General features: G+C 73.9%; 11 protein-coding genes and 1 pseudogene. 4 read left to right on the top strand and 8 right to left on the bottom strand.

Annotation, left to right across the window (positions count from 1 at the left end; genetic code table 11):
* Positions 1–301 precede the first annotated feature (301 nt).
* Together ACL02U_RS27705 and ptsP are read left to right on the top strand one after the other, a co-directional pair.
* Positions 302–751, top strand: coding sequence for a PTS glucose transporter subunit IIA (locus tag ACL02U_RS27705; protein WP_412793697.1), 450 nt, complete (start codon positions 302–304; stop codon positions 749–751).
* Between the two features lie 97 nt (positions 752–848).
* Positions 849–2,519: a phosphoenolpyruvate--protein phosphotransferase gene (gene ptsP / locus ACL02U_RS27700; RefSeq protein ID WP_412793696.1), complete on the top strand. Its 1,671-nt coding sequence runs from the start codon at positions 849–851 to the stop codon at positions 2,517–2,519.
* A gap of 97 nt (positions 2,520–2,616) precedes the next feature.
* Here the strand turns inward: ptsP and ACL02U_RS27695 are convergent, their stop codons facing one another.
* Together ACL02U_RS27695 and ACL02U_RS27690 are read right to left on the bottom strand one after the other, a co-directional pair.
* Complete coding sequence (locus ACL02U_RS27695; RefSeq protein ID WP_412793695.1) at positions 2,617–3,510, bottom strand: hypothetical protein; 894 nt, start codon at positions 3,508–3,510, stop codon at positions 2,617–2,619.
* Between the two features lie 206 nt (positions 3,511–3,716).
* Positions 3,717–5,684: an acetoacetate--CoA ligase gene (locus tag ACL02U_RS27690; RefSeq protein ID WP_412793694.1), complete on the bottom strand. Its 1,968-nt coding sequence runs from the start codon at positions 5,682–5,684 to the stop codon at positions 3,717–3,719.
* A 212-nt stretch (positions 5,685–5,896) separates the two neighbouring features.
* Here ACL02U_RS27690 and ACL02U_RS27685 point away from each other — a divergent pair, with 212 nt between their 5' ends.
* Entirely contained in the window at positions 5,897–8,275 is a 2,379-nt protein-coding gene (locus ACL02U_RS27685) for a glycoside hydrolase family 31 protein (protein WP_412793693.1), read from the top strand.
* On the opposite strand, the gene ACL02U_RS27680 is transcribed toward ACL02U_RS27685, so the two are convergent.
* Positions 8,266–8,802, bottom strand: a complete 537-nt coding sequence (locus ACL02U_RS27680) for an NUDIX domain-containing protein (RefSeq protein WP_412793692.1) — start codon at positions 8,800–8,802, stop codon at positions 8,266–8,268. The genes ACL02U_RS27685 and ACL02U_RS27680 overlap by 10 nt on opposite strands.
* Positions 8,803–9,028: 226 nt before the next feature.
* Between ACL02U_RS27680 and ACL02U_RS27675 the strand changes: the two genes are divergently transcribed.
* Positions 9,029–10,681, top strand: a complete 1,653-nt coding sequence (locus ACL02U_RS27675) for a GGDEF domain-containing protein (protein ID WP_412793691.1) — start codon at positions 9,029–9,031, stop codon at positions 10,679–10,681.
* Between the two features lie 344 nt (positions 10,682–11,025).
* On the opposite strand, the gene ACL02U_RS27670 is transcribed toward ACL02U_RS27675, so the two are convergent.
* The 5 genes and pseudogenes from ACL02U_RS27670 to ACL02U_RS27650 all read right to left on the bottom strand — a co-directional run bounded on the left by ACL02U_RS27670 (position 11,026) and on the right by ACL02U_RS27650 (position 19,159).
* A complete protein-coding gene (locus tag ACL02U_RS27670; RefSeq protein ID WP_412793690.1) occupies positions 11,026–11,631 on the bottom strand; it encodes a GTP-binding protein in 606 nt (201 codons plus the stop codon).
* Positions 11,612–15,230: pseudogene (locus ACL02U_RS27665) on the bottom strand (hydantoinase B/oxoprolinase family protein). The gene ACL02U_RS27670 and the pseudogene ACL02U_RS27665 overlap by 20 nt, the downstream one beginning before the upstream one ends.
* Before the next feature lie 24 nt (positions 15,231–15,254).
* Positions 15,255–15,650 (bottom strand): DUF742 domain-containing protein, encoded by a 396-nt coding sequence (locus ACL02U_RS27660; RefSeq protein WP_412793689.1) that lies wholly within the window; start codon positions 15,648–15,650, stop codon positions 15,255–15,257.
* Between the two features lie 9 nt (positions 15,651–15,659).
* Complete coding sequence (locus ACL02U_RS27655) at positions 15,660–16,094, bottom strand: roadblock/LC7 domain-containing protein (RefSeq protein WP_412793688.1); 435 nt, start codon at positions 16,092–16,094, stop codon at positions 15,660–15,662.
* Positions 16,091–19,159: a nitrate- and nitrite sensing domain-containing protein gene (locus ACL02U_RS27650; protein WP_412793687.1), complete on the bottom strand. Its 3,069-nt coding sequence runs from the start codon at positions 19,157–19,159 to the stop codon at positions 16,091–16,093. Before ACL02U_RS27650 ends, ACL02U_RS27655 begins: the two co-directional genes overlap by 4 nt.
* Positions 19,160–19,404 lie beyond the last annotated feature (245 nt).

The following is a 19,404-nucleotide window of genomic DNA, read 5'->3' as shown; positions in this document are numbered from 1 at the left end:
GGTTTTTCCGTCTCTCTGACCACTGACCTGCAGGCATGCAGGAGCGGACCCCGAGATAGGATCTGACGAGTTGGATGCTGCCGAGTGGGGACGACGACGCGTCGCTCCACCTCGTGCAGGGCTTTGACATTACACGGATCGGCAGAGCAGGTGCAAACCGACGAGAGATGTGGTCTAGACCTCTATTCGGTAACATCATGCGTAACCGGTACTACCTATGACATACCCTGCTGCTCAGTCGCCGTCCGGGACCGGTCGCGACGGCCCCGTTCCCGCAGCTCCACCCCCTGGGAGGCTCCCCATGACCACCGTGACGTCCCCGCTGGCAGGACGTGCCATCGGACTGGCAGCCGTGCCGGATCCGGTCTTCTCCGGAGCCATGGTCGGCCCGGGCACCGCGATCGACCCCGAGCGTGAGCCCTCCGAGGCCGTCGCTCCGGTGGACGGAGTGATCGTCTCCCTGCACCCGCACGCCTTCGTCGTCGTCGACGAGAGCGGCCACGGTGTGCTCACCCACCTCGGCATCGACACGGTTCAGCTCAACGGCGAGGGCTTCGAACTCCTCGTGAACAAGGGCGACAGGGTGACGCGCGGCCAGGCCGTCGTCCGCTGGAACCCGGCCGCGGTGGAGGCCGCCGGCAAGTCGGCGGTGTGCCCCGTGGTCGCCCTGGAGGCCACCGCGGACTCCCTCTCCGACCTCCGCGAGGACGGCGACGTGAAGGCCGGCGACAGCCTCTTCGGCTGGAAGTGAGGCCGCCGTCGCCCCATGACGTCGGCGCCGTCGTATGACGGCTGGCAGGACAACCACCGCGGCGGCGGGACCCGCCGCACTATCGGAGACGGGTGAGATGGAGACAACGCTGCAAGGCGTCGGCGTGAGCCACGGCGTGGCGATCGGCGAGGTTCGGCACATGGGAACGGCGGTGCTCGAGCCGCCCGCCAAACAGATCCCGGCCGAGGACGCAAAACGCGAACAGGGCCGTGCCCGCAAGGCCGTGGAGGCCGTGGCGGCCGACCTCACGGCGCGCGGCAACCTGGCCGGCGGCGAGGCCCAGGGGGTCCTGGAGGCCCAGGCCATGATGGCCCGGGACCCGGAACTGATGGCGGACGTGGAGCGGCGCATCGCCGTCGGCAGCACGGCCGAGCGTGCGGTGTACGACGCCTTCGCCGCCTATCGCGAACTGCTGGCCGCCGCGGGTGAGTACCTGGCCGGGCGGGTGGCCGACCTCGACGACGTGCGGAATCGTATCGTCGCCCGTCTGCTGGGCGTTCCCATGCCGGGGGTGCCGGACAGCGACGAGCCCTACGTCCTGGTCGCCCGGGACCTGGCCCCGGCGGACACGGCCCTGCTGGACCCGACGCTGGTCCTCGGCTTCGTGACCGAGGAGGGCGGGCCGACCAGCCACAGTGCCATCCTCGCCCGCGCGCTGGGAGTGCCCGCGGTGGTGGCGCTGCCGGGGGCCGGGGAACTGGCCGAGGGCGCGGTGGTCGCCGTCGACGGCAGCACCGGTGAGGTCTTCGTGCACCCGCGCGAGGAGACGAAGGCGCGGCTGGAGGCGGCTGCGGCCGAGCGCAGGGCGGCGCTGGCGGCCGCGACCGGCCCGGGTGCGACCGCCGACGGGCACAAGGTGCCGCTGCTGGCCAACGTCGGCGGTCCGGCGGACGTGGCGGCCGCGGTCGAGGCGGGTGCCGAGGGAGTGGGCCTGTTCCGCACCGAGTTCCTGTTCCTGGACGACAGCAGGAGCGCGCCTTCCGAGGAGAAGCAGGTCGAGGCCTACCGCCAGGTGCTCGAGGCGTTCCCCGAGGGGCGCGTGGTGGTCCGGGTGCTGGATGCGGGTGCGGACAAGCCGCTGGACTTCCTGACTCCGGCGGACGAGCCGAACCCCGCGCTGGGGGTCCGCGGTCTGCGCACCCTGCTGGACCATCCCGAGGTGCTGCGCACCCAGCTCCGGGCTCTGGCCCGGGCCGCCGAGGGGCTGCCGGTGTACCTCGAGGTCATGGCTCCCATGGTGGCCGACCGAGCCGACGCCAGGTCCTTCGCGGACGCCTGTCGCGAGGCGGGGCTGCAGGCCAAGTTCGGCGCGATGGTGGAGATCCCGTCGGCCGCACTGCGGGCGCGGTCGGTGCTGCAGGAGGTCGAGTTCCTGTCGCTGGGGACCAACGACCTGGCGCAGTACACCTTCGCCGCGGACCGTCAGGTCGGTGCGGTGTCCCGGCTGCAGGACCCGTGGCAGCCGGCGCTGCTCGACCTGGTCGCGCTGTCGGCGGAGGCGGCCAAGGCCGAGGGCAAGAGCTGCGGGGTCTGCGGCGAGGCCGCCTCCGACCCCCTGCTGGCCTGCGTGCTGACCGGTCTGGGGGTCACCTCCCTGTCGATGGGTGCCGCGTCCCTCCCCTATGTGCGGGCCACGTTGGCGAAGTACACGCTGGCCCAGTGCGAGCGGGCGGCCGCCGCGGCCCGTGCCACGGACGGTGCCGAGGAGGCCCGTAAGGCGGCTCACGCCGTGCTGTCCGGCGAGTAGCTCACCGGGGAGTCCCGCCGAGGGGCGCCCCACCTGCGGGAACCGTTCCCGGCGGGTGGGGCGCCCCTCGTGCCGCCGGGGCCGGGGTCCCGGGCCGTCAGTGCCGGTGGCCCGGGGGTGCGTCCTCCGCTCCGAGGTCGGGCGGTTCGCAGTAGTCGACGTCCGACTCCGGTGAGACGAGGTCGCCCGACTCGGCGTCGGTGCAGTAGGCGTCGAAGACCTCGGCGGCGGTGAGGGGGATCAGCGTGCCGTCGCGCAGCCGCCACCCGTGGACGCGGTCGCGGCAGCCGGGGGCGCTGATGCGCATGACGAGTCCCCCGCGGTCACCGGTGGCGACGGCCAGCGCCAGGACCGTGGTGAACGCGACGGCTTCCGCCTCGTCGAGCCGGGTGGCGCCGTCTGCGTCCTCGTCGGCGTGCAGAACGGCGAGGAGAGCCTCCGGCGTGCCGGAGAAGCTGCAGACGAGGTGCCGCCGCCCCGGCGGTGCCGTGTCGAGAACGCGGTCCAGGAGCATGGACGCCCGGCCGAAGGCGGCCCGGCCGATGTCCTCGCCGCAGGTCGCGCAGGGGCCGATATGGGCCAGCAGGGTGGCCGCGTACTCCCAGGTGGCCTGCCGGACGGACTCGTCGACCAGGGCCGGCACCAGCTCGGCGAGTGGCTGTCCCTCGTAGGGGACGGCGCAGCCGGTGGTCGCGAGCCGGGCCGTGAAGCGGGTGCGGTTCGCGGGGAGGTCCGGGTCGAGGCCTTCGTCCGTGCAGAACTCCGCGTACTCCCCGGGGTCGAACAGGGCCACGGTGGTGTGGCCGCCCCGGGCGGCGCGGGTCCGGAGGAACTCTTCCATCTCCCTCAGGTAGGCGGCGTGGTCGTCGAAGGCGAAGGTGCGGTAGCGCCGCATGGCGCGGAAGTCGTGCGCGTCGGTCAGCAGTCCGATGGTGCCGGCCGTCTCACGGCGCAGGACGACCTGTGCGGCCTGGCGGTGGTTGAGCGCCATGGTTCCCCCTGGTTCCGGTGGTCAATGCTCACTCACCGTAACCACGAGCACTGACAGTGGGCCCTGAGCAGGGGGTCTGCGGTCGGCCGGGCCGGGCGCGGGGGCTCCGGCCCGGGTCCGCCCTTCCCGGTCCGGGCCCGCCCCCGTCCCCGGCCGCCCGGCGGGCCTCGACCGTCGCCGTGGCGCGCCGGGCGGAGGGCGGGGTCTCAGCCTCGTTTGCGCGCCAGTTCCTCGTAGAAGTGGAGGAGGCCGAGGTCGTCGATGGAACCGGGGTTGACGGCCTTCTCCAGCGGGGTGCCCTGGAGCAGGCGCTTGACCGGGACCTCGATGCGCTTGCCGGTGAGGGTGTGCGGGACGGCGGGCACCTCGATGATCTCGTCGGGCACGTGGCGCGGCGAGAGCTGCTCGCGGATGGTCAGCCTGATCCGGTCGGTCAGGGCCCGGTCGAGCACGGCGCCCGGGGCGAGCTGCACGAACAGCGGCATCCAGTAGCCGCCGTCGGGCTGTTCGACGCCGATCACCAGTGACTCCCTGACCTCGGGCAGGCGCTCCACCGCCTCGTAGATGTCGGCGGACCCCATGCGGACGCCCTGGCGGTTGAGCGTGGAGTCGGAGCGGCCGTGGATGACGACCGTTCCCCGCCCGGTCACGGTGATCCAGTCGCCGTGGCGCCACACTCCGGGATACGTGTCGAAGTAGCTGTCGTGGTACCGGCTGCCGTCGGGGTCGTTCCAGAAGCGGATCGGCATGGACGGCATGGGGTTGGTGACCACGAGTTCGCCGACCTCGTCCACCAGCGGTCGGCCGTCGGGGTCCCAGGACTGGAGATCGGTGCCGAGGCAGGGCGCCTGCAGCTCACCCACGTACACCGGAAGGGTGGGGACGGCGCCCGCGAAGCAGGAGCACACGTCGGTGCCGCCGCTGACGGAGGCGATCCACAGGTCCTCGCGGACCTCGTCGTGCAGCCAGCGGAAGCCGTCGGGCGGCAGCGGCGAGCCGGTGGTGGCGACGCAGCGCACCCGCGAGAGGTCGAAGTCGCGGGAGGGGTGGACGCCGGCCTTGCGGCAGGCCATGACGTAGGCGGCGGAGGTCCCGTAGAGGGTGGCGCCGGTGCGTTCCGCGACGCGCCACTGGGCGCCGGTGTCCGGGTGGCCGGGGCTGCCGTCGTAGAGGACGACCGTGGTGCCCGTCAGCAGGCCGGAGACGAGGAAGTTCCACATCATCCAGCCGGTGGAGGTGTACCAGAAGAACCGGTCCCCGGGACCGAGGTCGCAGTGCAGGCCGAGCTGTTTGAGGTGCTCGACGAGGATGCCGCCCTGGGACTGGACGATCGCCTTCGGCAGGCCCGTGGTGCCGGAGGAGTACAGCACCCAGAGCGGGTGGTCGAAGGGGACCTGTTCGAAGACCGGCTCGGTGTCCGCGGCGGTCAGCGCCGACCACTCGAGGGCGCCTTCGGGTGCCTCGCCGCCGAGCAGCGGGATGTGCACCACGGCCCGCAGGGTGGGCAGCTCGCGGCGCAGTTCGGCGACCGTGGCGCGGCGGTCGTGCTCCTTGCCGCCGTAGCGGTAGCCGTCGACCGTGAACAGCACCACGGGCTCGACCTGCTGGAAGCGGTCGAGGACGCTGCGGGCGCCGAAGTCGGGGGCGCAGGAGGTCCAGACGCCGCCCACCGCGGCGGTGGCGAGCAGGGCGACGACGGCCTCGGGGATGTTGGGCAGGTAGCCGCTGACCCGGTCGCCGGGCCGTACGCCGAGGGCGCGGAGCTCGGCTGCGAGGGAGCCGACCTGGCGCCGGAGCGCGGACCAGGTCACCGGGCGCGGCCGGTGGGTCTCGTCGACGGCGAGGAGGGCGGGTTCGTCCCCGCGGGTGGCGGCGGCGCGCAGGGCGTGCTCGGCGTAGTTCAGGGTCGCGCCGGGGAACCATTCGGCGCCCGGCATGGTGCGGTCGCCCAGTACCCGGTCGGGGGGCGTGGAGAACTGCACGTCGAACCACTCGGTGACCGCCTTCCAGAAGGTCTCCGGCTCGTCGACGGACCAGCGGTGCAGTGCGGGGTAGCCGCCGTCGGCGGGGGCACCGTGGTGTGCGGCGGCCCAGGTCTGGAAGCGGGTGACCTGTGCCCGGGCGATGTGCTCCGGGCTCGGCTGCCAGAGCGGCTGGGGGTTCTCGGTCGACATGGGGCGGCTCCCGGACTGTGCGCGTCGTGTGCGTCGTCCGCGCACGTGCTGGGGTGTGCGCGTGGCGCGGCTGACACGGACGATGCCATGTGATCGACTCCAGCACCAGGGTGCGGCCACATGGTCCGTGTCGTGGCGGTGTGGTCCCGCACCAGGTGAACGGCAGTTGAACGGGTCACCGGCGTGGACCGGTCAGTGGCAGGGTGAGCAGCATGAACGGTCGGGACCTGGTGCGCTCGGTGAAGGCGGTCGGCTCGGTGGGGAGTGTGCAGGGCCTGCGTACCGTGCGGGCGGCGTGGCGCAGGCGCCGCGCGGACGCCGGCGGGCTGCCGCGGCGGGGTGCGGAACGGGCGCGGGTGCCCGGTGTGGTGCGGGACGCGGAGCCGGGGCCGGGCGGCGGGGTGGTGCTGTTCGACCGCTCCGAGCTGCGCGTCCTCGTCACCGTGCAGGGGGCGGTGTTCTGGGGCTGGGACGGGGCCGGTCCCGAGCCGTCGTACGCGCTGGCGGGCCGCTGCCCGGAGCCGGATCCCCGGGCGGTGCTGGAGCCGGACAAGGACGGCGGCTGGCGGGTGGTGGCCGAGCGGTTCACCGTCGCGGTCTCCCGGCACGGCGCGGTCGAGTTGCGCACCCCGGGCGGTGTGCCGCTGCGCCGGGACGCGCCGCCCCGCTGGTGGGAGCCGGTCGACGGGGGGCCAGGGCGGTGGATGCAGCGCTCGCAGGTCGCGCCGGACGCGCGGTTCTTCGGGCTCGGCGGGCGTGCTGCGGGGCCGCGGCTGCGGGACGGGACGTACCGCCTGTGGAACACCGACCCCGGCGGGTCCTTCGCCCCGGGCGACGACCCCCTGTACATCACCATGCCGGTGCAGATGGTGGTGGCGGACGCGGGGACGCACCTCGTCTTCCACGACTCCTCCTGGGACGGGACGGTGACCCTGCGGGAGGGCGAGGAGGGCGCCGGTTCCGGGCACGACCGGGCCGGCCGCAGCGAGGTGCGGATGGACGGCGGACCGCTGCGCTGCTGGGCAGTGGTGGGCAGCCCGGCGCGGGCGCTGCTCGGCTGGGCCTCGCTGACCGGTGCGCCGGCGCTGCCGCCGGCGTGGGCGCTGGGCCACCATCACGCGCGGTGGGGTTTCGGCACCGAGCGGGAGGTGCGCCGTGTGGTCGCCGGGTACCGGGAGCACGGTCTGCCGTTGGACGCGGTGCATCTGGACATCGACCACTTCGACGCGCACCAGGTGTTCACCGTCGACCGGGAGAGGTTCCCCGATCTGCCGCGGCTCGCCGCCGAGCTGCGCCGGGACGGGATCCGGTTGGTGTCGATCGTCGACCCGGCGGTCAGGGCGGCGGCGGGCAACGCGGTGTACGACAGCGGCAGCGATCTGGACGCGTTCGTCCGGGACGCGGCGGGGCGGGTGGTGGAGGGGGTGGTGTGGCCGGGCGAGTCGGTGTATCCGGACTTCACGCATCCCCGGGTGCGCAAGTGGTGGGGCGGTCTGTACGCGGAGCGGCTGGCGCAGGGGTTCGCGGGCTTCTGGCACGACATGAACGAGCCGACCTCGTTCACCGCGTTCGGCGAGTCGACGCTGCCCCGTTCGGCGCGGCACTGCCTGGACGGCCGGGACGGCGACCACCGTGAGGCGCACAACGTGTACGCGTTGTGCATGGCCCGGGCGGCCTACGAGGGCCTGCGCGAACTGGCGCCGCAGGAGCGTCCGTTCTGCTTCTCGCGAGCGGGGTGGGCGGGCATGCAGCGCTACGGTGGCACCTGGTCGGGTGACGTCTCGACGGGTTGGCCGGGTTTGCGGGCCTCGCTGGCGCTGGTGCTGGGAATGGGGCTGAGCGGGGTTCCGTACTCGGGGCCGGACGTGGGCGGCTTCGACGGCAGTCCCTCGCCGGAGCTGTTCCTGCGCTGGTTCCAGATGGCGGCCTACCTGCCGCTGTTCCGCACGCACTCGAGTCTGGAGGCAGGGCGGCGGGAGCCCTGGGAGTTCGGTCCGGAGGTGCTCCGGCACGCGCGCGGGGCGCTCCTGGAGCGGCGGCGCCTGCTTCCGTACTTCGTGACGTTGGCGCACCTGGCGCGGCGCACGGGGGCGCCGTACGTGCGGCCGCTGTGGTGGCACACCCCTGAGGACCGCGCGCTGCGGGACTGCGACGACGCCTTCCTGCTGGGTGACTGCCTGCTGGTGGCGCCGGTGCTGGCCCCCGGCACGGAGCGGCGTGCGGTGCGGCTGCCGAGGGGGCGGTGGTACGACACGGTGACCGGGCTGCCGCACGACGGTCCGGGGCGGGTCCTCGTCGACGCGCCGGTGGAACGGATCCCGGTGTTCGCGCGCGCGGGTGCGGTCCTGGCGGTGCGGGGGGCGGACGGCGGGCCGGAACTGGAGGCGTGGGCGCCCGCCCGGGGGCGGACCGGGGGCGGGCTGGTGGTCGCGGACGCGGGTGACGGCTGGGACGAACCGGAGATCGAGCGCTATGTCACCCGGTGGGAGGGGCCGCGGGTCGTGGTCGAGCGGCATGGCGAGGACGGCGTGCACGAGCCGTCGCTGCCGGTGCGGTTGCGCGGCGCCGACCAGGCCGGGGATCAGACGTAGCGGCCCTCGAACCAGGCCCGGGCGGCCAGTGTGTGGAGGGGGAAGGCGAGTTCCCCGGGGCGGCGCAGCAGGTGCCAGCCCTCGGTCTCGTCGGTGGGGGCCGAGGCGGGCAGGCCGGCTGCGGGCCGTTCCGGCAGCAGACCGAACAGCAGCAGGTATCCGTCGGAGGAGCTCATGGCGTCGGCGAGCCGGATGTCGCGGGCCGCGGCGTCGATGCCCGTCTCCTCCTTCAGTTCGCGGACGACGGCCTGCCGCCAGTCCTCCCGGTCGTCGACGTAGCCGCCCGGCAGCGCGATGCCCCCGTACGCGGGTGCCACGGTGCGGGTGATGACGACGAGGGCGGTGCCGCGGTCGTCGTACACGGGCTGCAGGGCGACGGCGACCGGCAGCGGGTTGCGGTAGGCGACGGTCCGGCAGCCCGGGCAGGTGCGGGGCCACCCGGTGGCGCCGTCTTCGTAGGGCGCCCCGCAGCTCGAGCAGTGGGAGTCCGGCGCGGAGCGGGCGGCGGTGTGCTGGGTTTCGGACACGCCGCGGACTGTATCCGATCGGGGCGGGGGTGTCCGCCGGACCGGTCGGCCGGCGGACCGTGGGGCGACGCCGCGGAACGGGCGGGGTGGGTCCACGGGGGCACGGCCGGGACGGCTGGGAGAGCCGGGCGCCGGGACCGCCTACGGTGTGTGATCGCCCGGGAATCCTGCGTGAACGTCTCGTGAACTGGGCCCGGGTGGCGGCCGGCGGAACCATCATGCTGCCGTGCGCTCCTGGATGGACACTCTCCGTTTCGCCTTCCAGCCGGTGGTCAACCTGGCCACCGGAGGGGTCGCCGGCCTGGAGGTCCTCGCCCGGCCGGAGACCGGCGACGTCCTGGCCGAGGCCCGCCGCGACGCCCGGCTCGACGCCCGGCTGGCGGTCGCCGCGGTGCGTGCGGCGGTACGCCGCGAGACGCTGCTGCCGCTGCACGTGAACGTGTTCGCCGCCACCCTGGCCGACCTCGGCGGACTGGCCCCGCTGTCCGAGGCGGTGCGCGAGGCCGGGCGGATGCCGTGGGAGGTGACGCTCGATATCGGGCCGCCCTACGCGCACGTACCGCACGGCGGTCTGCTGGAGGCGGTGGCGGTGCTGCGGGACCAGGGTTTCCGGATCGGCGCGGACGGCGTCGGAGACGGCGACGTGCCGCTGCGGCTGCTCACCGATCTTGCGCCGGACCTGGTGAAACTCGATGCCTCGCTGCTGGGGCGGCGGCCCGCGGTGCGGGCCATGCGGACGTTGTGCGAGGAACTGGGGGCGCTGCTGTCCGTCGAGGGCGTGGAGACGGAGAAGCAGTACGCGGCCGCCGTGTCCGCCGGTGCGCAGCTGGCCCAGGGGGACCTGTTCGCGCCTCCCGCGCGGCTGCCGGCGGCGGACGTGTACGTGCCGCCGCGCCTGGCCGGAGTGGTGGCGCGGCCGCGGTCGGGCCCCTCCGTCCGGGAGTTCGTGCGCCCGGCCGCGCTGCTGCCGGTCACCGCCTCGGCCGGGCAGGTGCGGTCGCTGCTGACCGGATCGCCGGAGGTGTCGGGGGTGCTGCTCGTGGACCGGGCCGGTGTGCCGGTCCGGTCGGTGCACCGTTCGCGGTTCCTGCTGTCGATGTCGGCGCGGTACGGGCACGCCCTCTACGCCGACCGGCCCGCCGTGAAACTGGGCGACCCCCCGCGGACGGTGGGCGTCGACGCCACCGCGTGGGAGGTGCTGGACGTGGTGGCCGTCGGCGGGCGGGACCGCACCTCGGACGATGTGGGCGTCGTCGACCGCCGCGGGCGGTGCGTGGGGGTCGTGCGCCTGGCCGACCTGGTGCGGGCACTGGCCGAGAGCAGGGTGGAGGAGGCGGCCGGGCTCAATCCGCTGACCCGGCTGCCGGGCTCCGACACGATCACCGGCGAGGTGGACCGGCGGATCGCCGACGGACGGGCGTTCGCCCTGAGCTGGCTGGACGTCGACCACTTCAAGCAGGTCAACGACGGCGCCGGGTTCGCGGCGGGCGACGAGCTGATCCGTTCGGTGGGGCGAACCCTGCAGTCGGCGGCGTCCGGTTCCGCCAGGGTGGGGCACATCGGCGGTGACGACTTCCTCGTACTGACCGATCCGGAGGGGCTCGGGCCGCTGGCCGCGTCCGTGCTCGACGCCTCCTGGTCGGCGGGGGGACGCCCGGTCACGCTGTCCCTGGCCACGGTGGTGTGCGCGCCGGGCAGCGTGGCGGACCACGGGCAGGCCGCGGCCTGGCTGGCGCCGTTGAAGAAGGCCGCCAAGGCGCTGCGCGGGGGGAGTTGGGTACTGGGGCGGGCGGGACTGTCGGGGCACGAGGTGCTGCGCGGCTCGAGGGCCGCGCCGGTCCGTCCGCAGCCGGCGGTGGCGGAGCCGGGACCCGGCTGAGCCCGCGGGAGGCGTCGACGGCAGCCGGCGGTGGGCCCGGTCGCCGGAGGGGGTGCTCCGGGGTGCCCGGTGCGCGCCGCTGCTCCCCCGGGACGCGTCGCGGACGGGCTGCTCCCCGGGCCGCGTGGACGGGCTGCTCCCCGGGCCGCGTGGACGGGCTGCTCCCCGGGCCGCGTGGACGGGCTGCTCCCCGGGCCGCGTGGACGGGCTGCTCCCCGGGACGCGTCCGGGACGGGCCCTCACTCCGGTCCGGGTCCGGCGAGGTGTGGGGCCGGCGGGCCCGGGTGTCCGGACGTGCCGCGGCCCGTACCCCGGTCGGCGGGGGGTACGGGCCGGGTTCGCGGTCAGGCGCGTACGGGAAGCCGGCGGTCCGCCGGGTACGTCATCGCGTGCTGGACCACGCCGACGAGGAGTTCCTTGACCGACTCCCGCTCCCGGGCGTCGCAGAGGACCAGCGGAACGCCTTCGTCGAGGTCGAGGGCCGCCCGGACGTCTCCGGCCGGGTAGCGGGCCGTTCCCTCGAAGCAGTTGACGCCGACGAGGAAGGGGATGCCGCGGCGCTCGAAGTAGTCGACCGCGGCGAAGCAGTCCTCCAGGCGGCGGGTGTCGGCCAGGACGACGGCGCCGAGCGCGCCTTCGGACAGTTCGTCCCACATGAACCAGAAGCGCTCCTGACCGGGCGTCCCGAACAGGTACAGCACGAGGTCCTCGCGCAGGGTGATGCGGCCGAAGTCCATGGCCACGGTGGTGGTGTGCTTGTCGTCCACACCGCGGGTGTCGTCGACCGGACGCCCCGCCTCGGTGAGGAGTTCCTCGGTGCGCAGCGGCCTGATCTCGCTGACCGAGCCGACCAGGGTGGTCTTGCCCACGCCGAAGCCGCCGGCCACCAGGATCTTGAGGGTTAAGGGGTCGACCGGGGGTTTGCCGCGCTCAGAGCGCCCGAAGATCATCGGTTTCTTCTCCTGCTCGGTGGGGGGTCGGCCGGCGGCGGACCGTAGCCTCCGCCGCCGGGGGTCTCGATGACGAGTACGTCGCCGGGGCGGACGTCCGCGGTGTCGCTGCCGGCGAGCGCGAGCACGGTGCCGTCGGCGCGTTCCACCCGGTTGGCGCCGAGGGCCCCGGGTTCGCCGCCGGCCATGCCGTAGGGGGGTACGCGGCGGTGCTGGGAGAGGGTGGAGACGGTCATCGCCTCCTCGAAGCGGATGCGGCGCACCGCTCCGTCGCCGCCGCGCCACCGTCCGGCTCCGCCGCTTCCGCGGCGGACGGCGAACTCCTCGAGCCGGACCGGCAGACGCCATTCCAGGACCTCGGGGTCGGTGAGCCTGGAGTTGGTCATGTGGGTCTGCACGACGCTCGCGCCGCAGAAGCCGTCGCCCGCGCCGGAGCCGGAGGCGACCGTCTCGTAGTACTGGTGGCGTGCGTTGCCGAAGGTGACGTTGTTCATGGTCCCGGAGCCCTCGGCCTGCACCCCGAGGGCCGCGTACAGGGCGCCGGTCACGGCCTGGGAGGTCTCGACGTTCCCGGCGACGACGGCCGCGGGCGGTTCGGGCGCCAGCATGGAGCGGGGTTCCACGGTGATCCGGAGGGGGCGCAGGCAGCCGTCGTTCAGCGGGATGTCGTCGCCGACGAGGGTGCGGAAGACGTACAGCACGGCGGCGTTGACGACCGAGAACGGCGCGTTGAAGTTGGTGTCCAGCTGGGGCGAGGTGCCGGTGAAGTCGATGTGGGCCGAGCGGTCGGCGCGGTCCACCCGCACCCGGACGCGGATGACGGCGCCGGAGTCGGTCTCGTAGGCGTACGCGCCGTCGTCCAGGGCGTCCACGACCCGGCGTACGGCCTCCTCCGCGTTGTCCTGGACGTGCCTCATGTAGGCCTGCACGACGTCCTGGCCGAACTCCGCGATCATGCGGCGGACCTCGTCCACGCCCTTCTGGTTGGCGGCGATCTGGGCGCGCAGGTCGGCGAGGTTGGTTCCGGGGTTGCGGGAGGGGTGGGGTGCCTCGGTGAGCAGCCGGAGGGTCTCCTCCTCGCGCAGCCGGCCGTTCTCGGTGAGCAGCCAGTTGTCGAAGAGGACGCCTTCCTCCTCGATGCGGCGGCTGTCGGCGGGCATGGAGCCCGGGGCGGTGCCGCCGATCTCGGCGTGGTGGCCGCGGGAGGCGACGTGGAAGAGGACCTGCTCGCCGCCGGTGTCGAAGACGGGGGTGATGACGGTGACGTCGGGCAGGTGGGTGCCGCCGTGGTAAGGGTCGTTGACGGCGTAGGTGTCGCCGGGGCGCATGCGGGGCCCGCGGCGGCGGATGACCTCCTGGACGCTGGTGCCCATGGACCCGAGGTGGACGGGGATGTGGGGGGCGTTGGCCACCAGGTTCCCGTGCGGGTCGAACAGTGCGCAGGAGAAGTCCAGGCGTTCCTTGATGTTGACGGACTGGGCCGTGGACTCCAGTCGGGCGCCCATCTGCTCGGCGATGGACATGAAGAGGTTGTTGAAGACCTCGAGCAGGACGGGGTCGGCGGCCGTGTCGAGGGCGGAACTCCGCGTGGCCGCCACGCGTTCCATGACCAGATGCCCGTCGTCGCGTGGCGCGGCGCGCCAGCCGTCGTCGACGACGGTGGTCGCGCCCGCCTCGGTGATGATCGCGGGTCCGGTGACGGGGTGGCCGGGGGGCAGGTCCTCCCGGCGGTGCAGGGGGACGTCCCGCCAGGCTCCGCCGGTGTGCAGGCGGGCGATGCCGGTTGCGGGGGTGCCGTCCCGGTACGGGGCGAGTGCGGCGAGATCGGGGGGGTCGGTGAGGCCGGTGGCTTCGACGGAGAGTGCCTCGACGACGATCGGGCGGTCGAGGGTGAAGGAGTACGCGGCACGGTGACGCTCCTCGAAGGCGCGCCGCATCGTGTCGGGTTCGGTGAGTTCCACCGGGAGCGCGGTGTCGGTGCCGTCGTAGCGCAGGTGGGCGCGGCGGACGACGCGTACGCGGTCCTCGGGTACGTCCTCGCCGGTGAGTTCGGCGCGTGCGGACTCCTCCAGGCCGTCCGCGGTCCGGTGCACGCCGGGCATGGCGGTGTCGGTGAGGGGCGCCTCGACGGACTGCTCGCGCATGGCGGTGGTGTCGGCGAGGCCGATACCGAGAGCGGACAGCAGACCGGCCATGGGCGGCACGAGCACGGTGCGGATGCCGAGCGAGTCGGCGACACGGCAGGCGTGCTGGCCGCCGGCGCCGCCGAAGGTGGTCAGCGCGTAGCGGGTGACGTCGTGGCCCTTCTGCACGGAGATCCGTTTCACGGCGTTGGCGATGTTGGCGACGGCGATCCGCAGGAATCCCTCGGCGACCTGTTCGGGGGTGCGGTCGTCGCCGGTGGCTCGCCGGATGTCCCGGGCGAGGGCGGCGAAGCGCTGCCGGACCAGGCGGTCGTCCAGTGGCTGGTCGCCGTGCGGCCCGAACACGCGCGGGAAGTGGGCGGGAGGGATCCGGCCGAGCATCACGTTGGCGTCGGTGACAGTGAGCGGACCGCCGTTCCGGTAGCAGGCGGGCCCGGGGGCCGCGCCCGCGGAGTCGGGTCCCACCCGGTAGCGGGAGCCGTCGAAGTGCAGGACGGAGCCGCCGCCGGCGGCGACGGTGTGGATGTCGAGCATCGGTGCGCGCAGCCGGACGCCGGCGATACGGGTGGTGAACACGCGTTCGTACTCGCCGGCGAAGTGGGACACGTCGGTGGAGGTGCCGCCCATGTCGAAGCCGATGACCCGGTCGAAGCCGGCCAGCTGCGACATCCGGGCCATGCCGACGATGCCGCCGGCCGGCCCGGAGAGGATCGCGTCCTTGCCGCGGAACTGTCCGGCCTGTGCGAGGCCGCCGTTGGACTGCATGAACATCAGGCGCACGTCCCGCAGCTCGGCGGCCACGTGGCTCACGTAGCGGCGCAGTACCGGCGACAGGTAGGCGTCGACGACGGCGGTGTCCCCGCGCGGGACGAGCTTCATGAGCGGGCTGACCTCGCTGGACAGCGAGATCTGCGGGAAGCCGATGCGGGCGGCGAGTCGGCCGACGGCCTGTTCGTGCCCGGGGTGGAGGTGGCTGTGCAGGCAGACGACGGCGACGGCGCGGATGCCGTCGCGGTGGGCCCGCCGGAGTTCGCCGGCGAGCGCGTCCAGGTCGGGACGGCGCAGCACGGTGCCGTCGGCGGCGATGCGCTCGTCGACCTCGACGACCCGCTCGTACAGCAGCTCGGGCAGTTCGATACGGCGGGCGAAGATGCTCGGCCGGTTCTGGTAGGCGATGCGCAGGGCGTCGCGGAAGCCGCGGGTGACGACCAGCAGGGTCCGTTCGCCGGTGCGTTCGAGGAGGGCGTTGGTGGCGACGGTGGTGCCCATGCGGACGGCTTCGACAGGCTCGTCGGAGCCGTCCAGCAGGGCGCGGACGCCGGCCACGGCCGCGTCGGAGTAGCGCGCCGGGTCGTCGGACAGCAGCTTGCGGGTCAGCAGGCGGCCGTCGGGGCACCGCGCGACGATGTCGGTGAAGGTGCCGCCCCGGTCGACCCAGAACTGCCAGCCGGTCACGCTCTCACCCCGCTTCCGCGCTGCTCACAGCGCCCGCAGGCCGTTGATCACGTCGCGCAGAATACTCTCGTCCGGCAGTTCGGCGGGAGGCACCGGCCGGTTCACCCGGATGAATCCGCCGTCCACGAGATCACCGATCAGCACCCGGACCACGCCGGTGGGCAGGTCGAACTCGGCGGCGATCTCCGCGACCGACTGCGGTGCCCCCCGGCACAGTTCGACGATGTCCACGTGCTCCGGGGAGAGCGTGGGGTCCGTGTCCGGGTGGTCGGCGTCCGCCTCCGTGACCACCACCGCGATCAGGTCGAGGCGGTGCTGGGCCGCATGGGTGGTGCGGCCGCGCGTCATGGCGTAGGGGCGGACGACCGGACCGGCGTCGTCGTCGAACCAGTGGCTTGCTGCCTGACCGTCTGCGCTCATGCCATCCCACTACCCGCCGGAGGGCAGATCGGTGCGCACAGCGGTGCCCAGATGGACGCCGACCCGCTTCACCAGGAGCGTCATCTCGTACGCGACCTGCCCGATGTCCGCCTCCGCGTCCGACAGGACGGCGAGGCAGCTCCCGTCCCCGGCGGCCGTCACGAAGAGGAACGCCTCGTCGAGTTCCACGACGGTCTGCCGGACGCCGCCCGCATCGAAGTGGCGGCCGACGCCCTTGGCGAGGCTGTGGAATCCGGAGGCGACGGCGGCGAGGTGCTCGCCGTCCTCCCTGGTCAGGTCCTTGGACACACCCGTGGCCAGTCCGTCGCCGGAGAGCACGACGGCCTTGCGGATGCTGGCGACGCGGTCCACCAGATCGTCGAGGAGCCAGTTCAGCTCTCCGTTGCCGGACGTGGCCCGGCCGTCCGTGTTCGCGGTCGTCATTCGTCCCCCTTGGTTGTTTCCTGTGGTGCGGTGCCGCCGGGCGGTTCGTCGCCGGCGGTGTTCTGTTCACGGCCGCGCCGCCAGCCGCGCTGGAGCGAGGCCATACGGGCGCGTACCTCGTCGGCGTCCCGTTCGGCGGACCGCGTCCGCTCCTCGGTGCGCCGCTCCGGCCCGTCCCTGAGCTGCGGGGCCAGGCTGGCCTGCCGCACGCGCCGGGGCAGTGCCCCCGGGCCGCCCTCGGCGGCCTCCGGTGAGGAGCCGGAAGGCCGGGCGGGGCGGTCTCGGCCGGTGGCGGTGGCACCGTCGACGGGCCCGCTCGCCTCCGCCGGGCCCGGCGGCCTGCCCGAACCCGCCGTCCGGCGCGGCTCCGCGTCCCCCGCCGGCGGTTCTGCGGCGGCGGGGCGGTCCGCGGAGGCGGGGCCGGTGGTGTCCGGGAGGGCCGGCGCGGTCCGGGTGCGCCGCGGCAGCGCCGGGAGCTCGTCCGACCGGCCGGACCGGTCCCCGGCGGAGTCCTGCGGGACGTGGGCGCCGGCGGGGTGGTGGGCCTCCGGGCCGGTGCCGCGCCGCAGCGGCGCGCCGGACCCGCGGCGGGCCGGCAACGGTGCCGGGCCCTCCTGCGCCGACCGGGGCGCGGAGCGGTCCGGGACCCGGCCGTCCAGCTCCTCGCGTCCGCTCCGCTGTTCGGCGACCGGGCGGCCGTGCGAGCTGACCAGCTTGGGGGTGCGGCGGCGGGGCACTGCGGCGGGGGCACCGTGCCCCTCGTCCGCGTCCGCCTGGTCCGGGCGGTCGTCGCGCCTCTTGCGCTCCTTGCGGTCCCTGCGGTTCTTGCGGTCCGCGCCGCCGGGGAAGGACCGGGGCCGCTGGTCCGCGGCTCCGGGTGCCGCATCCTCGACGCCGGCGAGGGGGCGTCGGAACAGGCCGTCGCCCTCGTCGTTCCGGTGGTCCGCGTGCCCCACGTGCTCCTCCCGCTCGACGACGGAGGCGAAGTCGGTGAACGCGTCCAGGTCGACGGGGGCCTCCAACTCCACCGGTCCGTCGAGCAGCGAGGCGGGCAGTCCGGCCTGCGGTACGGGGACCCGGGACAACGGGGTGCGCCGGCTGTCGCCGGGCGTCCTCTCCCTGAGGGGCGTGGGCCGGTCGAGGCGGAAGCCGATGCCGTTGGTGTCGGGCACGTCGTCGGTCAGCACCGTCTCCGGGACGAAGACGACCGCGGTCGTGCCGCCGTACGGCGACGGCTGCAGGGACACCCTGACGCTCTGCCGCCGGGCGAGTCGGCTGACCACGAACAGGCCGAGCCGGTCGGTGTCGGACAGTTCGAACTCGGGTGTCTCGGCGAGCCGGAGGTTGGCGTCGAGCAGTGCCTCGGCGGACATGCCCAGTCCCCGGTCGTGGATCTCCAGCGTGAAGCCGTTGGCGACCCGTTCGCCGACCACCTGGACGGCGGTGTGCGGCGGGGAGAAGACGGTGGCGTTCTCCAGCAGTTCGGCCACGAGGTGGGTGAGGTCCGCGACGGCGGGTCCGGCCACGGCGACCCGCGGCAGCCGGCGGACCTCGACGCGCTCGTAGTCCTCGACCTCGGCGACGGCGGCCCGCACGACGTCCATGAGCTGGATGGATCTGCGCCACTGGCGGGAGGGCGCGGCGCCGGACAGGATCACCAGCCCCTCGGCGTGCCTGCGCATGCGGGTGGTCAGGTGGTCGAGGCGGAACAGGTCGGCGAGTTCCTCGGTGTCCTCGGTACGGCGTTCCATCGCGTCGAGCAGGGTGAGCTGCTTATGCAGCAGCACCTGGCTGCGCCGGGCGAGGTTGACGAAGACCTCCGAGACGCCGGAGCGCAGTTCGGCCTGCTTGACGGCGGCCTCCACCGCCGCCCGCTGCAGGGTGTTGAGTGCCTGGCCGACTTCGCCGATCTCGTTCCTGTCGTACTCCAGGCGCGGGACCTCGGTCTCGACGTCGACCTGTTCGCCCGCGGACAGCCGGCGCATCACACTCGGCAGGCGCACCCCGGACGCCTCGTGCGCCTCCAGGCGCAGCTGCCGCAGATCGCGGACGAGGCCGCGGCCGATGCGCACGGAGACGACGAGCGACAGCAGCAGGGCGACCAGTCCGAGGACGCCGGCGACGACCACCTCCAGGATGACGCCCCTCGCCACCGGGCGGGCACGGTCCTGGTAGCGGCCCTCGGCACGGTCGCCCAGGCCGGCCAGTTCCTTGAGCGCGGTCCCGGCCGCGGTGTCCCAGTTCCGGGCGCTGACGCCGCGGGGCGTGGCCCCGGGTTCCGTGCCGGCGACGGTCCGTTCGGCAGAGCGCAGCGGCGCGGTGGTGGCGTTCCTCCAGAAGCGCTCGTAGCGTTCGCGTTCCGGGGCCGGCAGTTGCGGAAGGCTCAGGTCGTACACCGCGGCGCGCTGGGCCACGAGATCGGAGACATGGCGTGTCTCGGTGCGGGTGACACTGCCGACCACCAGTGCGGAGCCCAGCAGGGCGTCCTCCCGGGAGAGCAGTTCGCGGGCCCGGTCGACGCTGACGAGCGCCCGGTACTCCTTGTCCAGTTCGGCGTCGTCGACCACTTCCAGGCTGGACAGAAGCGTGTAGCAGGGGTCGACCAGCCGGTTGTAGAGGTCGAGGGCCTGCGCCCGGGTGACGGTGCGGTCCTCCACTCCGCGGCGCAGCGAGGCGAGACCGTCGAGGGCGTCCAGGACGGCGTTCAGTCCCTCCGCGTCGTCCTCGTCGACGGCGTCCTGCAGCCCCGAGCCGGCGGCGTTGCGGCGGATCTCGGCGACGACCGTGTCGGTGGCCGCCCGGGTGCGGCGGAGGGCGGAGAGCGCTTCGGAGGCCCGCGGGTCGGCGAGGTAGACCAGGGACTGGCGGCGCTCCTGCTGCAGGACGCGCACCGTGTCCTCGACGGGGTAGCCGACCTTCTCCACCACGGACGACTGCTGGAACAGCCGGCCCGCCTCGCGTCCGGTGAGCACGGTGGCGTAGGCCCAGATCGCGGTCAGCGACACCAGCGGCACCAGCAGCAACGCCACGATCTTCCGGCGGATCGACTTTCCGCGAAAGCGCATGGCCTCCCCCAGATCGCACGCCCGCCGGCCGGGGGCACGCACATGTGCGTCAACAAACGGCGCGAGCCTACTACCGACGAGCGGGGAACTCGAAGAGCCGTCCGACGCCTGAACTTCCGTACTGGCCTGGGGGCAGGGGGAGTTGTCCGGGCATTGCGGGAGATTGCCTCCCCGACTCTCCGGTCCGCACGGTCCGGGACCGGCGCAGGATGGCGGGCCGACTGGCCGGATTCTTTCGCCGGACC

The sequence above is a fragment of the Streptomyces sp. MS06 genome (assembly GCF_047200655.1).
GTDB lineage: Bacteria > Actinomycetota > Actinomycetes > Streptomycetales > Streptomycetaceae > Streptomyces.
The sequence above is the reverse complement of the archived record's forward strand: the minus strand, read 5'-3'. Positions and strand labels throughout refer to the sequence as shown.